The following is a 14,539-nucleotide window of genomic DNA, read 5'->3' as shown; positions in this document are numbered from 1 at the left end:
AAACTGCGTCCCAGTTTTGCCTTTCAAGGTGGGACGCAGTTTCCCATAGGGCCTCGACTGGGAAAGCGCGTCCCGTTTCGAGCGGGGATTCCGGGATGCATTTTCCGTAAGAGGCCTGTTTGGGAAACCATATCCCGTTTCGAGCCGGAATTCTGGGATGTAGTTTCCCCGAGAGGCCTCATCGGGAAACTATGGCCCTGAACTCTCCTGCCTGTCCCCATTGCGCCAATTTGCTGATTGAACATCGTTGCATGTTCGCGCTATCATGCATGGTTAAAATTGGTTAGCCATGGCAAACGGTTAGCCATGGTAAACAAAATGCAACGCCCTGTGGGCGCCGGGGGAGGAACACGGACGTGAAGCTCGATACGCTCGAGATTGGAAAGGACGCCGTTGTCGCATCGGTGACATCGGACGACCAGGCACTCCGACAACATATTTTGGACATGGGCCTAACACCGGGCACCGAAGTCACCATGATGAAGTACGCCCCCATGGGCGACCCGCTCGAGATTCGCCTGCGTGGCTACGAGTTGACGCTGCGCAAGGACGATGCCGCACGGATTGAGCTCGTGGGTGTTCACGACACAGATACGGGTCCGCGCGCTAACGCCGCAATCGGCACGACGGAGCACCCGGCACTCGGCGAGGGGACGTATTCGCCCCGTGCGGCAAAAACGGCCGTGCCCGAGGGCGCACCGCTTCATTTTGCCCTCGCCGGCAACCAAAACTGCGGTAAGACCACGCTGTTTAACCAGCTGACAGGCTCCAATCAGCATGTCGGTAACTTTCCCGGCGTGACGGTCGACCGCAAGGATGGCACTATTCGTAACCACCCCGAGGCGAGCGTTACCGACCTGCCTGGCATCTATTCGCTGTCGCCGTACACGGGCGAGGAGATCGTGAGCCGTCAATTCATCCTTGACGAAAACCCCGACGCCATCATCGACATCATCGACGCCACCAACATCGAGCGCAATCTGTACCTAACGCTGCAGCTTATGGAGCTCGATCGCCCCATGGTTATCGCGCTCAACATGATGGACGAGGTGACGACCAACGGCGGTGCCATTGACGTCAACCTGCTCGAGAGTCTGCTGGGCGTGCCAGTCGTTCCCATTAGCGCCGCGCGCAACGAGGGCATCGGCGAGCTGGTGGACCATGCCCTGCATGTGGCGCGTTTCCGCGAGCGCCCCGGCCGCCTGGACTTCTGCGCACCCGATGGCCCAGACGGCGGTGCACTGCATCGCTGCATCCACGGCATTGCCAACCTTATCGAGGACCATGCCGCGACGGCGCACATTCCCGTGCGTTTTGCGGCGACCAAGCTAGTTGAGGGCGACGAGCTGGTAACCGAGACGCTTCACCTGGACCGTAACGAGCTTGATGCCATCGAGCACATCATTACCCAGATGGAGGGCGAGGCCGGCACCGACCGCCTTTCCGCGCTGGCCGATATGCGCTTTAGCTTTATCGGCGACGTGTGCGGGCGCTGCGTCGTCAAGCCGCACGAGAGCCGCGAGCACGTGCGCTCCGTCAAGATTGACCGCATCCTGACGGGTCGCTACACGGCCATTCCGGCGTTCTTGGTGATCATGGGCCTCGTCTTTTGGCTGACATTTGGCGTGATCGGCGCGGCGTTGCAGGGACTCATGGAGGACGGCATCGCTGCCATCATCGCCTCGGCCGATGCGGGTCTCAAGGCGTTCGGCACCAACGACGTGGTGCGTTCACTGGCTGTCGACGGCGTGCTTACGGGTGTGGGCAGCGTGCTGACCTTCCTGCCGATTATTGTCGTGCTCTTCTTGTTCCTCTCCATTCTGGAGGACTCGGGCTACATGGCGCGCGTCGCCTTTGTCATGGATAAGGTGTTGCGTCGCTTTGGCCTGTCGGGCCGCAGCTTTGTGCCCATGCTCGTCGGTTTTGGCTGCACCGTGCCGGCTATCATGTCGACCCGTACACTCCCATCCGAGCACGACCGCAAGATGACGGTCATGCTCACGCCGTTCATGAGCTGCTCGGCCAAGTTGCCGGTCTACGGTCTGCTGTGCGGGGCGTTTTTCCCACAGGCAACGGTTCCCGCCATGGTCTCGCTCTATCTGATTGGCATTGCGGTTGGCTGTATCGCGGCTTTGGTGCTCAACCGCACGGCATTTAAGGGCGACCCAGTGCCGTTTATCATGGAGCTCCCCAACTACCGCCTGCCGAGCGTCAAGACGACGGTGATGCTGGCATGGGATAAGGCCAAGGATTTTATTACCAAGGCCTTTACCATTATCTTTGCCGCTACGGTGGTCATCTGGTTCCTTCAGACGTTCGATATCCGCTTTAATGTGGTCGCCGATCAGTCGCAAAGCCTGCTTGCGGGCCTCGGCAGCATCATCGCGCCGGCGCTGGCGCCGCTTGGCTTTGGCGATTGGCGCGCATCCACGGCGCTCGTCACCGGACTTATCGCCAAGGAGAGTGTCATCTCGACCCTCACCGTGCTTTTGGGCGCGACCTCACCCGCGGCACTGTCGACCATGTTTTCGCCGTTTACCGCTTACGTGTTCCTGGTCTTTACGTTGCTGTACCCGCCCTGCGTGGCGGCCATCGGCGCCGTCAGGAGCGAGTTGGGCGCGCGCTATGCCGTGGCCGTATTCGCGTTTCAGGTCGCCGTTGCCTGGATCGTGGCGTTTGTCGTGCATTCGGCGGGCATATTGCTGGGGTTGGCTTAGTTATGAATTGACGACGCAACCTCTGTGTATCGAATTGTTTTCGGCCCCGCTTCTGTACTGACGGATGCGGGGCCGTTGCTATATAATCGCCTCCGCTCAAAACGATTGGAGACGTTATATATGACTCAGGCAAGGCAAGACGGCATCACGCTCAGGCAGTGGCTCCCACTCGTCGGGCTCACCTGCTGTGCGTTCGTGTTCAACACGTCGGAGTTTATGCCCATCGGCCTTTTGACTGATATCGCCGCGTCGTTCTCGCTCACCGAGGCCCAGGCGGGCATCATGATCTCGGTCTATGCCTGGGGCGTCATGCTGCTGTCGTTGCCGCTCATGGTGTTCGCTTCGCGTTTCGAGTTTAAGCGGATGCTGCTGGGCGTGCTTGCCGTGTTCTCGCTCGGTCAGTTCCTGTCCGCTGTGGCGCCGACCTATCCCATCCTGGTCTGCGCGCGCCTGGTGGTCGCTTGCGCACATGCCGTGTTCTGGTCAGTCGCCTCGATTATGGCCTCGCGCCTGGTCGACACTCGCCACGGCGCGCTCGCCATCAGCATGATCGCCACGGGCTCGTCCATCGCGCAGATCTTTGGCCTGCCTCTCGGTCGCGCCATTGGCTTGGCCGTGGGCTGGCGCATGACGTTTGCCGTGGTCGGGGGCCTCTCAGCCATCGCGGTCGTCTACCAGGCAGCGGTGTTCCCGGCCATGCCGGCGGGTGAGCGCTTTACCGTCAAACAGCTGCCCGAGCTGCTCAAGAACCCGCTCCTCATCGCGCTCTACGCAGTCACGGTCTTCATGGCGACCGGCTATTACGCAAGCTACAGCTATATCGAGCCCTTCCTGGCGCAGGTCGCGCACGTCGATGCGGGCGCCATCACCATGACGCTGACGGCGTTTGGCTGTTCCGGCTTGGTGGGCAGCTGGCTGTTCAGCCGCCTGTTCGACGGGCACCGTTTTCCGTTCCTTGCTATCACGCTCTCCGGCGTGCCGGTGGCCCTGCTGCTCATGGGGCCGGCCGCATCGTCGCTCGTGACAGTGCTTGCCGTCTGCGCACTGTGGGGTTGCTGCGCCACGGCCTTTAACGTGGCGTTTCAGGCCGAGCTCATCAAGCACACGCCGGCAGATTCGTCGGCCGTCGCCATGTCGATCTTCTCGGGCCTGTTCAACCTCGGTATCGGCACGGGTACCGCGATCGGCGGAGCCGTGGTTTCGGGTCCCGGTATCGCCTGGATCGGCTTTGTGGGCGGGGCGATTGCCGTCGTGGGCGTCATCCTCGCCATCACCGTGCTGTTTCCGGCCATCCGCCGCGCCAAGCCCGTCGCCTAATCACGTCCCCTCATCAGTTGCGGTGGAATAGTTCCTGTTTAAGGCTTCTGAAGGCCCAGACAGGAACTATTCCACCGCAACTTATTTTGGGGGAGAGGATACAAGCTGGGCATACAATGGATGTCGTTGTGTTGAGCTTACCGGGAGGCTGTTATGTGGGCATACGAGACGACGTTCTATCAGATCTATCCGCTGGGCTTTTGCGGGGCTCCGCGCGAAAACGCCGCGCCCGTTGCCGAGGGTGAGCTCGCCCAGGCTGCCAACGCCGCGCCCAACCCCGATGCTCCTATCATGAAGGTCGCCCAATGGGCCGACTACATGCAGGAACTCGGCGTTGGCGCTGTGCTCATCAACCCACCGCTCGAATCTGATAGCCACGGCTACGATACACGCAGCCTGCGCCATATCGACCGTCGCCTGGGTGGGGACGCCGACTTTGCCGCCGTATGCGACACGCTGCATGCCCATGGCATCCGCGTGGTGCTCGATGCCGTCTTCAACCACGTCGGCCGCGGTTTTTGGGCCTTCCGCGATGTGCAGGAGCGCAAGTGGGACTCGCCGTACAAGGACTGGTTCCACATTAGCTTTGACGGCGATTCCTGCTATGGCGATGGCTTTTGGTACGAGGGCTGGGAAGGCCATTTTGAGCTTGTGAAGCTCAACCTGCAAAATCCCGCTGTGGTCGATTACCTGCTCGAGTCCGTGCGCCGCTGGGCCGAGGTCTTTGGCGTCGACGACCTGCGCCTGGACGTTGCCTATATGCTCGACCGCGACTTTATGCGCCGCCTGCACGCCTTTACCCGTGAGCTCAAGCCCGACTTTGTGCTGATCGGCGAGACGCTCCACGGCGACTACAACCAAATCGTCAACGACGAGATGCTCGACTCCTGCACCAACTACGAGTGCTACAAGGGCCTGTACTCCAGCTTTAACTCGGTCAACATGTTCGAGATCGCCCATTCGCTGCACCGCCAGTTTGGCGGCGATCCGTGGTGCATCTACCGCGGCAAACATCTGCTGTCGTTTGTCGACAACCACGATGTGCCGCGCCTGGCAAGTATCCTCACCGACAAGTCGTGTCTGCGTCCCGCCTACGGCATGCTCTTTGGCATGCCGGGCATCCCGTGCGTCTACTATGGCAGCGAGTGGGGAATTGCCGGCGAAAAGGGTGGCCCCGATGGCGACTGGGCGCTGCGACCTGCGCTCAATGAGCCTGCGCCCAACGAGCTGACGGCGTTCATCACGCAGCTTGCGCACCTTCGCTCGGCCGACGACGCGGCTGCCCGTGCTCTCAACTACGGTGCCTATCGCAACGTGGTGATCCAGAACAAGCAGCTGCTGTTCGAGCGCGCCTGTGACGGCGCGACGGTACTCGTGGCGGTGAATGCTGTGGGTGAGCCTTACACCTTTGGCGCCGGCGAGCTCAACGGGTCCTTCGTCGACCTGCTTGCCGACGATGCGCCCACGGTCGAGCTGACGGGTACCCTTGAGCTTGCACCCTACGAGGTGCGCTATCTGTTGAGAGCCTAGCCCATGGCCGTATCTGACGAGGGCTATCAACATATTGAGCATGGGTTTGAGCCCGTGTTTGACGAGCACTCGCGCGTTTTGGTGCTCGGGTCGTTTCCCTCGGTGCTTTCGCGCGCCAATTCCTTTTATTACGGCAACCCTCAGAATCGCTTTTGGCGCGTGATGGCCGCGTGCCTCGGTGTGCCTGTGCCGCCCAACGAGGGCGACCCTTTGGCAAGCGGTGGGCCCGCGACGCTTGATGCCTCCATTGCCGCCAAGCGGTCCATGCTGCTGAACGGCGGCGTGGCCCTGTGGGATGTGATCGAGAGCTGCGACATTAAGGGTTCGAGTGACGCCAGCATCAAAAACGTCGTTCCGGCGCATGTCGAGCGCATTACCGGCGCAGCTCCTATCGAGGTCGTTGTCTGTAACGGCGGCACGGCAGGGCGGCTCTACAAGCGCTATCTACAAGAGCGCACCGGGCTGCCGGCCATCGTTCTGCCGTCGACAAGTCCCGCCAATGCGGCATGGCGCCTGGAACGCCTTGTCGAGCGCTGGCGCGAGGCCGTTGACTGGGCTGTAATTTAATTTAGATTTTTGTTTGAGCGTGGGCGCCCAGACGTTTCAGAACGCCTCGCCAGATCGGCGCGGGCACGGCTGGCTCGGCGCAAACCATGCCGTCGGCGTCGACGTTGGCGGCATTGCCGCCGCCAAGTCGCTGTGCATGCTTGACGGAGCAGCCCATGCGCACGGCGCCCACGAGCTTGTCCATGGCCTCAGAAAACGGTCGCCGCAAGAGTCCCATGCGCGGAGAGCGACGAAGCGCCGCAATGCCGCTGCCGGCGCAGATGGCAACGCCGCCACACCACAATTGGCCATGGCGCTCACATGCCTTGTGCAGGCGAACGGCGGTCCCACGCGCCTGCTCAGTGCCCTCTTGTGCGGCTCGAATCGCGACATAGACGCGCGTTCCCGTACCGCCAAAGCGCTCAAGCGCCTGCTCGATGGCTGTCAACGTCTCATCGTCAGCCACATCTTCAATGGCCAGCACGATGCCATCGGCAACGCTGCCGGCGTCATTTGCCTTCAAGTCGACCGGGCGGGGGAGTGCGGTGCCGGAAAGTTGAGCATAGGCGGCGATGGCATCCTGCAGGTCCCAGAGCAAAAACTCAAGATCGGCGCTATTGGGAATGCTGATATACGCAATGGTTTGCAGCGTTTTTGGTACATCGCCGCGCGCGGTCGTCTCCATGCCATCTCCTTTCCGGCTCGTTTCCGTTTAGGTTACACCGTCTGGTGGCGCCCCGCCGCGCTATCCTAGTGCAACCCTTACGAAAGGAACGCCATGCGTCTGTCCATGAATACCTCGCTTGCCACGCTCAAGCCCTCCGGTATCCGCCGGATTAACGCGCTCGCCGCCCAGCATCCGGGGTGCATCGCGCTCGCGCTCGGCGAGCCCGATTTTCCCACGCCCGATGTGATTAGCGCCGAGGTGACCGCCGCACTGGACCGCGGTGACACGCACTATCCGCCCAACAACGGTCGCCCCGCCCTGCGTGATGCACTGTCCAAATATATGGATGACGCGGGCCTGGCGTTTTCCGCCGATGAGGTCATCCTGACCGACGGTGCGACCGAGGCACTGTCGGCAACATTCATGGCTATGCTCAACCCCGGCGACGAGGTCATTATCCCCACGCCGGCCTTTGGCCTGTACGAGAGCATCGTCGTGGCCAACCACGCCAAAGCAGTCTTTTTGGATACGGAGCCCGCGCAATTCCAGATCGATGAGGAGGCGCTTCGTGCTTGCGTGACGCCGGCGACCAAGGCCATCGTCATCTGCTCGCCCAACAATCCTACGGGCTGTATCCTCAACGCGGCTTCGCTCGACGCCGTGGCGCACGTGGCGGAGCAGACGGGCATCTACGTGGTCTGCGACGACGTATACAACCGCCTGGTTTATGTGGATGGCTACGAGCGCTTTGCCCAGCGTCACCCGGAGCTTCGCGATCAGACGGTAGTCATCGAGAGCTTCTCCAAGCCCTGGGCCATGACCGGCTGGCGCCTGGGCTGGCTCGCAGCAGCGGCACCCGTCATCGCCGAGATCGCCAAGGCTCACCAATACCTAGTATCGAGCGCCGTCTCCTTCGAGATGGACGCCGCAGCCCGAGCCCTCACCGTCGACCCAACCCCCATGCTCGAAGTCTATCGAGCCCGTCGCGAACGCGTACTCGCAGCCTTAGACGCCATGGGCCTCGACGTAGTAGAGCCCGCAGGAGCCTTCTACACTTTCCCGAGCATCAAAAAGTTCGGCCTAACCAGCGAAGACTTCTGCATCAAAGCCATCAAAGAGGCAAACGTAGCCCTAGTCCCGGGCGACTGTTTCGGAACCGAAGGCCACATCCGCCTCAGCTATTGTGTTTCCGACCAAGATTTGGACGAAGGCCTAAATCGCCTGTCCACCTTCATTTCAACCCTGTAGCCATCAGGGACGCAACACATCAGCCTACCGACCCAAGCATTATGAGTGAGGGCGTCAGCCAACGAAAACCCGGGCTGCCCAAAGTCAACGCAGGCACGCGCCGCCGAAGGCCAGGCGCAAGGGTTTCGTAGATTCCGCACGAGCCGAAGAGCACTTAATGTGCTCTTCGTGCGAGCCAGGACTTGACCGAGCGAAAACCTTGCGCCTGGCCTTCGGCGGCGCGTGCCGGATGGTGGAATTGTGTGCAGCCCGGTTTTCCGTTGACCGACGCCGGGGTCCCCGCCATAATACTTTCGGTTCACGCACGAATCCGCTGCCAGAGACAGCCGGTGCAAACGGGCATCGCCCGCGAGCTTAATGGGATATCCCGCCAGCCGAGGTGGTCGAGTAGATATGTCTTCTCGCCCCCGTCGCTCATGCAGCGCGGGGGCTTTCTTTTTGGACATGCCCCCGTCACGTCCTTGTGGCGGACCGTGCCCGGAAAGAATTCGAGGAGGTGTAATTCATGCCCCAGCAGTACAAAATCGACAAGGTTGCAGAGATCGAGTCCCGTATCGCCGAGAACGCCGGTCTGTTCGTCGTCAACTACAACGGTCTGACGGTTAAGCAGGCTCAGGAGCTGCGTCATCAGCTTCGCGAGTGCGGCGCCGAGATGAAGGTCTACAAGAACAACCTGGTCAAGATCGCTCTCAAGAACCAGGAGCAGCCCGAGCTCGACGAGATCCTCGCCGGCCCCGTCGCTTATGTGTTCTACGAGTCCGAGCCGGTCGAGGCCGCTAAGGCCCTTAAGGACTTCTCCGCTCAGTCCAAGGGCGTCCTTGAGATCAAGGGCGGTATCTCCGACGGCAAGGCCGTTTCCGCTGATGATGTTAAGGCTATCGCCGAGCTGCCCACCAAGGATCAGCTTCTCGGCCAGATCGCCGGTCTCATCTCCGGTTTCGCTCGCGACATCGCTGTCTGCGTCAACGGCGTTTCCTCTGGTCTCGCTCGTTCGATCCAGCAGGTCTCCGAGCAGAAGGCAGCCTAGTCGCTGTTTTCACCCGCGGCGGCAACGCCGCACCCCTGGCGCATTCGCGCCGTGTTTTAACTGATCTCCGTGCATTCGCACGGAAACCGAAAGGACTTAGAAATGGCTAAGCTTACCACCGATGAGATCATCGATGCTCTTAAGGAAATGACCCTTCTCGAGGCTTCTGAACTCGTCAAGGCTATCGAGGACACCTTCGGCGTTTCCGCCGCTGCTCCTGCCGCTGTTGTCGCCGCTCCCGCTGCTGGCGCTGCTGAGGCCGAGGAGAAGACCGAGTTTGACGTCGTGCTCGAGGGCTTCGGCGACAACAAGATCCAGGTCATCAAGGCCGTCCGTGAGCTCACCAACCTTGGCCTGAAGGAGGCCAAGGAGGTCGTCGAGGGCGCTCCCAAGGCTGTTCTCGAGGGTGCCAAGAAGGAGGACGCCGAGGCTGCCAAGGAGAAGCTCGAGGCTGCTGGCGCTGCTGTCACCCTCAAGTAATCAGGCTTTCTCGCCAGATTTCTTTGCAGACGGGGTTCGCATTGCGAGCCCCGTCTTTTTTGTTTTTCGGTCCCTCGGCATCGGTTGCTTAAACTGCCATATTCTGTGATTTGCGTCGTATCGGGTGCCCTGCCGTTGGGCAATAAAATTGCACCATTCGAGCAATAATTTGCGTTGACCTGCTGAAGAATTGTCTCTGCCTTGTAGCGACATATAGTTCCAGCGGTAAGATGCTTGGGTATCGCAATTTGGTCTGCGGCTGTGTGCCGCACGCATGGGGCGCTTTTGCGCCTGCGAAAGGATCTTTGAATAACATGAAGGCAATCATCCCCGCCGCCGGTCTTGGCACGCGTTTTCTGCCTGGCACCAAGTGCACGCCCAAAGAGATGCTGCCGGTGCTCGACAAGCCCGTCATTCAGTACGTCGTCGAGGAGGCGCTCGACCCCGAGGAAGTCGACGACGCCATCATCGTTACATCTCCCGGTAAGCCCGAGCTACTGAACTACTTCCAGCCCGATCGCTCGCTCGAGAACCTGCTGCGCGAGCGCGGCAAGAACGCCTATGCCGATGCCGTCGCCCACGCTGGCGGTATGCCGGTCGACTTCCGTTATCAGTACGAGCCCAAGGGCCTCGGCCATGCTATCCGTTCTGCTGCCGACGCCGTGGCAGGGGAGAACTTCCTGGTTCTTCTGGGCGACTACGTTGTGCCTAATCGCGACATCTGCGACAAGATGCTCGCCGTTTCCAAGGAGCACGGTGGAGCTTCGGTTATCGCCGTCGCTGCTTGCTCGCCCGAGGAAGTCAGCCGCTACGGCGTTATCGCCGGCGAGCGCGTCGGTTCGCTCGAGGGCGCCGAGGACGTTGCCGATGCAGAGCCGGGCGCTGTCTGGCGCATCGGCGGTCTGGTCGAGAAGCCCGCTCCCGAGGCGGCTCCGTCCAACCTGTACATTGTCGGCCGTTATCTGCTGAGCCCGCTGGTCATGGACCTGCTGGCAGATCAGCAGGCCGGCAAGGGCGGCGAGATCCAGCTCACCGACGCCATGGCCCGTTCGCTCGACCGTGAGGCCATGTATGCCGTCGTCATCGACCCGCTGTCGGGCTACGACACCGGCACTCCCTCTGGCTGGATGGCCACCAACGCCCTCATGGCTGCAAGCGATCCCCGCTTTGCCGATGCCTTCTGGGACGCCATCGACGAGCGCGGCGGATTGATGCGCAAGTAAGCCTTCGGACATCGACATTTACGGGCGCGGACCTCGGTTCGCGCCCGTTTTTTATAAGAGCTGCGATTGCCGGCTCTCTGTTCACAGAAAATATATGAACAGATGTTCGATACACACCCATCTACCTGCGTGTTTTCTGTCGAAAAACTTTGCTACTCCAAAAACTCAATCGCGTCAAGGCTTTTCTTGCCCAACGGTCGGTACCTGATAAACTATTAGGTTGCGATAACTGGCGAAGCTATGCCTCGCCAACCCACCGAGCATTTCCGTGAAGGAGGAAAAACCTGGTGACCTACGCATACACTGCCACTGAGCGCAAGCGCGTCAGCTTCGGGAAAATCCCGGAGGCCATGGAGCTCCCCAACCTTATCTCTGTTCAAAGGGAATCCTTTGAGCGTTTTAAGGACGAGGGCCTTCGTGAGGCGTTCAAGGAATCCAGCCCCATCCAGAGCCAGAACCATGTTCTCGAGGTTACCTTCGGCGAGCATCAGTTCGGCGACCCCGCGCACACCGTCGAGGAGTGCCGCGAGAAGGACATGACCTATCAGGCCCCGCTTCTGACCGACGTCCGTCTCACCAACAAGGAGACCGGCGAGATCAAGGAGCAGCTCGTCTTCATGGGCGACTTCCCCATGATGACCGATCAGGGCACCTTCATCATCAACGGTACCGAGCGTATCGTCGTCTCGCAGCTCGTCCGCTCCCCGGGCGTGTACTACAGCTCCGAGATGGATTCGGGCAAGCAGATTTACAAGGCCCAGATCATCCCGTCCCGCGGTGCCTGGCTTGAGTTTGAGGTCGACAAGCGCGACCAGCTCATGGTCTCCATCGACCGTAAGCGCAAGCAGAGCGCCACGATGTTCCTGCGCGCCCTTGGCATTGCCGTCACCAACGACGACATCATCGAGCTGCTCGGCAACTCCGATGTGATCAAGCGCACCCTGGAGCGCGACACCGCCCTCACCCGCGAGGATGCCCTTATCGAGATCTACCGTCGCCTGCGCCCGGGCGAGCCTCCCACCGTGGACGCTTCCCGCAGCCTGCTCGAGGGCCTGCTCTTCAACCCGCAGCGCTACGATCTGGCCCGCGTCGGTCGTTACAAGGTTAACAAGAAGCTCAACCTCACCACCGAGGAAGAGGTCACGGTGCTCACCGACGAGGATATCGTCGCGACGCTGCGCTACCTGCTGTCCCTCGCTGCCGGCGAGCAGGGCTTCAAGGTCGACGACATCGACCACTTCGGCAACCGCCGCATCCGCACCGTCGGCGAGCTCGTCGCCAACCAGTTCCGTATCGGCATGAGCCGTATGGAGCGCGTCGTCCGTGAGCGCATGAGCTCCCAGGACATCGACGAGATCACCCCGCAGTCGCTCATCAACATCCGCCCGATCGTGGCCTCCATCAAGGAGTTCTTCGGTTCCTCGCAGCTCTCGCAGTTCATGGACCAGGCGAACCCCCTGACCGGTCTGACCCACAAGCGCCGTCTGTCCGCACTCGGCCCTGGCGGTCTTGCCGGCCACAAGTCCGGCTCCAGCCGCCGCACCAACGTGCCGACGGCCGTCCGCGACGTCCACAACTCGCACTACAGCCGCATGTGCCCGATCGAGACCCCCGAAGGCCCCAACATCGGCCTGATCGGCTCGCTCGCCCTCTACGCCCGCGTCAACGAGTACGGCTTCATCGAGGCTCCGTTCCGTCGCGTCGAGAACGGCGTTGCCACCGACCAGATCGACTGGATGACCGCTGACGAGGAAGAGAAGCACGTCATCGCGCCGGCCAACACGCCGCTCGATCCCAAGACCAACGAGTTCATCACGACCGATGCCGAGGGCAAGCTTGTCCGCCCGCACACCGTAATCGCCCGTACCCGCGACTTCGACGGCTCCTTCGGCGCTCCCGCCGACGTGCCTGTCGAGGACGTCGACTACATGGACGTTTCGCCGCGTCAGATGCTCTCCGTCGCAGCCACGCTGATTCCGTTCCTGGAGCACGACGACGCCAAGCGTACGCTGATGGGCGCTAACATGCAGCGTCAGGCCGTGCCGCTGGTTCACCCTGCCGCTCCCTATGTCGGTACCGGCATGGAGCGTCGCGCCGCCCTGGACTCCGGCGAGGTCACCCTGGCCAAGAACGCCGGCGAGGTCATCTTTGCCGACGCCGCCAAGATTATCGTCAAGCATGCCGGCGGCATGGACGAGTATCACCTGGCCAAGTACCAGCGCTCCAACCAGTCCACCTGCATCAACCACCGTCCGCTCGTGCGCGTCGGTGACACCGTTGAGCAGGGCGAGCCCCTGGCTGACGGTCCTTCGACCGATCATGGCGAGCTCGCACTGGGTCAGAACCTCACCGTGGCATACATGCCGTGGGAAGGCTTTAACTACGAGGACGGTATCGTCGTGTCCGAGCGCCTGGTGGCCGAGGACCTGCTGACGACCATCAACATCACCCGTCACGAGATCGATGCCCGCGACACCAAGCTCGGCCCTGAGGAGATCACCCGCGAGATCCCGAACCTCTCCGAGGATATGCTTGCTAACCTCGACGAGGACGGCATTATCCGCATCGGCGCTGAGGTCGGCCCTGGCGACATCCTGGTCGGCAAGGTCACGCCTAAGGGTGAGAGCGCTCTGACCGCCGAGGAGCGCCTGCTGCGTGCCATCTTCGGTGCCAAGGCCCACGACGTCCGCGACACCTCCCTTAAGATGCCTCACGGCGCTTACGGCCGCGTCATCGATGTCGTCCGCTTTAGCCGCGAGAACGGCGACGATCTGGCCCCCGGCGTCAACGAGCAGGTGCGCGTCTACGTCGCCCAGCGTCGTAAGATCCAGCAGGGCGATAAGATCGCCGGCCGCCACGGCAACAAGGGTGTTATCTGTAACGTTCTGCCGGTCGAGGACATGCCTTACATGGCTGACGGTACCCCGATCGACGTTATCCTCAACCCGCTGGGCGTTCCTTCGCGTATGAACGTCGGCCAGCTGCTCGAGTGCCACCTTGGCTGGGCTGCTGCCTGCGGTTGGGATACCGAGCAGGCCGACTCCGACAAATACGTCCCCGGTCCGTTCTTCACCGCGACGCCCGTCTTCGACGGCGCCAAGGAGGACGAGATCGCCGAGGTCATCCGTCGTGCCAACAAGAACATGCTCAACAAGGCCACCGCTGCCTTTGGCGATCACATGCGTCCCGAGTTTGTCACCCAGCTTGACGAGCGCGGCAAGACCCGTCTGTTTGACGGCCGCACCGGCGAGGAGTTCCGCGAGCCCATTACCGTGGGTACGTCCTACATCCTCAAGCTCGGCCACATGGTCGACGACAAGATCCACGCCCGCTCGACCGGCCCTTACAGCCTGGTTACCCAGCAGCCTCTGGGCGGCAAGGCCCAGTTCGGCGGCCAGCGCTTCGGCGAGATGGAAGTTTGGGCACTGTACGCATACGGTGCTTCCAACGTCCTGCAGGAGATCCTGACCGTCAAGTCCGACGATACTGTGGGCCGCGTCAAGACCTACGAGTCCATCGTCAAGGGCGAGAACGTTCCTGTCCCGGGTATCCCCGAGTCCTTCAAGGTTCTCGTCAAGGAGATCCGTTCCCTCGCGCTGGACATCGAGCCCATGCACGATGCCGACGAGGACGCCTCCGCCCCTGTGACCGCCGAGGAGACCTCTGCTCTCGACGACCTGGCTGCGCTCGCCGGCGTTGACGCCGACGTCGAAGCCGAGGATGCCGAGACCGCCGAGGCACCCGAGGCTGTCGCCGCCACGACCACTGATAAGGAGTAGTTGAC

At 61.5% G+C, this 14,539-nt stretch carries 10 protein-coding genes; 9 read left to right on the top strand and 1 reads right to left on the bottom strand.

The annotated features are described in order from the left end of the window. The first annotated feature begins 356 nt into the window (after positions 1–356). The 4 genes from feoB (at position 357) to AAAX35_RS07790 (ending at position 6,131) form a co-directional block, all read left to right on the top strand. Complete coding sequence (gene feoB / locus AAAX35_RS07805; RefSeq protein ID WP_349117254.1) at positions 357–2,717, top strand: ferrous iron transport protein B; 2,361 nt, start codon at positions 357–359, stop codon at positions 2,715–2,717. Between the two features lie 120 nt (positions 2,718–2,837). Then, complete coding sequence (locus AAAX35_RS07800; protein ID WP_099432084.1) at positions 2,838–4,034, top strand: MFS transporter; 1,197 nt, start codon at positions 2,838–2,840, stop codon at positions 4,032–4,034. 153 nt (positions 4,035–4,187) lie between these two features. Then, on the top strand, positions 4,188–5,564 hold the full coding sequence (locus tag AAAX35_RS07795) for an alpha-amylase family glycosyl hydrolase (RefSeq protein WP_349117253.1): 1,377 nt from the start codon (positions 4,188–4,190) through the stop codon (positions 5,562–5,564). 3 nt (positions 5,565–5,567) lie between these two features. Beyond that, complete coding sequence (locus AAAX35_RS07790; protein WP_349117252.1) at positions 5,568–6,131, top strand: uracil-DNA glycosylase family protein; 564 nt, start codon at positions 5,568–5,570, stop codon at positions 6,129–6,131. A gap of 1 nt (position 6,132) precedes the next feature. Here the strand turns inward: AAAX35_RS07790 and AAAX35_RS07785 are convergent, their stop codons facing one another. Next, entirely contained in the window at positions 6,133–6,795 is a 663-nt protein-coding gene (locus AAAX35_RS07785; RefSeq protein WP_099432081.1) for a hypothetical protein, read from the bottom strand. 93 nt (positions 6,796–6,888) lie between these two features. Here AAAX35_RS07785 and AAAX35_RS07780 point away from each other — a divergent pair, with 93 nt between their 5' ends. The 5 genes from AAAX35_RS07780 to AAAX35_RS07760 all read left to right on the top strand — a co-directional run bounded on the left by AAAX35_RS07780 (position 6,889) and on the right by AAAX35_RS07760 (position 14,534). Beyond that, positions 6,889–8,025, top strand: a complete 1,137-nt coding sequence (locus AAAX35_RS07780; RefSeq protein ID WP_349117251.1) for an aminotransferase class I/II-fold pyridoxal phosphate-dependent enzyme — start codon at positions 6,889–6,891, stop codon at positions 8,023–8,025. A gap of 505 nt (positions 8,026–8,530) precedes the next feature. Beyond that, positions 8,531–9,052, top strand: a complete 522-nt coding sequence (gene rplJ / locus AAAX35_RS07775; RefSeq protein ID WP_099432079.1) for a 50S ribosomal protein L10 — start codon at positions 8,531–8,533, stop codon at positions 9,050–9,052. Positions 9,053–9,154: 102 nt separating this feature from the next. Then, positions 9,155–9,532, top strand: coding sequence for a 50S ribosomal protein L7/L12 (gene rplL, locus AAAX35_RS07770; RefSeq protein WP_006235005.1), 378 nt, complete (start codon positions 9,155–9,157; stop codon positions 9,530–9,532). Positions 9,533–9,846: 314 nt separating this feature from the next. Continuing rightward, complete coding sequence (locus AAAX35_RS07765) at positions 9,847–10,755, top strand: UTP--glucose-1-phosphate uridylyltransferase (protein ID WP_055250255.1); 909 nt, start codon at positions 9,847–9,849, stop codon at positions 10,753–10,755. Positions 10,756–11,042: 287 nt separating this feature from the next. Beyond that, on the top strand, positions 11,043–14,534 hold the full coding sequence (locus AAAX35_RS07760) for a DNA-directed RNA polymerase subunit beta (RefSeq protein ID WP_199410622.1): 3,492 nt from the start codon (positions 11,043–11,045) through the stop codon (positions 14,532–14,534). The last annotated feature ends 5 nt before the right edge of the window (positions 14,535–14,539 follow it).

The sequence above is a fragment of the Collinsella sp. CLA-ER-H11 genome (assembly GCF_040092445.1).
GTDB lineage: Bacteria > Actinomycetota > Coriobacteriia > Coriobacteriales > Coriobacteriaceae > Collinsella.
This window is presented reverse-complemented; position numbering and strand designations above follow the sequence as displayed.

Excerpts from the sequence above, each read along its gene's own strand:
- AAAX35_RS07800 (WP_099432084.1), top strand. The coding sequence starts at position 2,838 with ATGACTCAGGCAAGGCAAGACGGCATCACGCTCAGGCAGTGGCTCCCA.
- AAAX35_RS07795 (WP_349117253.1), top strand. The coding sequence starts at position 4,188 with ATGTGGGCATACGAGACGACGTTCTATCAGATCTATCCGCTGGGCTTT.
- AAAX35_RS07790 (WP_349117252.1), top strand. The coding sequence starts at position 5,568 with ATGGCCGTATCTGACGAGGGCTATCAACATATTGAGCATGGGTTTGAG.
- AAAX35_RS07785 (WP_099432081.1), bottom strand. The coding sequence starts at position 6,795 with ATGGAGACGACCGCGCGCGGCGATGTACCAAAAACGCTGCAAACCATT.
- AAAX35_RS07780 (WP_349117251.1), top strand. The coding sequence starts at position 6,889 with ATGCGTCTGTCCATGAATACCTCGCTTGCCACGCTCAAGCCCTCCGGT.
- rplJ (WP_099432079.1), top strand. The coding sequence starts at position 8,531 with ATGCCCCAGCAGTACAAAATCGACAAGGTTGCAGAGATCGAGTCCCGT.
- rplL (WP_006235005.1), top strand. The coding sequence starts at position 9,155 with ATGGCTAAGCTTACCACCGATGAGATCATCGATGCTCTTAAGGAAATG.
- AAAX35_RS07765 (WP_055250255.1), top strand. The coding sequence starts at position 9,847 with ATGAAGGCAATCATCCCCGCCGCCGGTCTTGGCACGCGTTTTCTGCCT.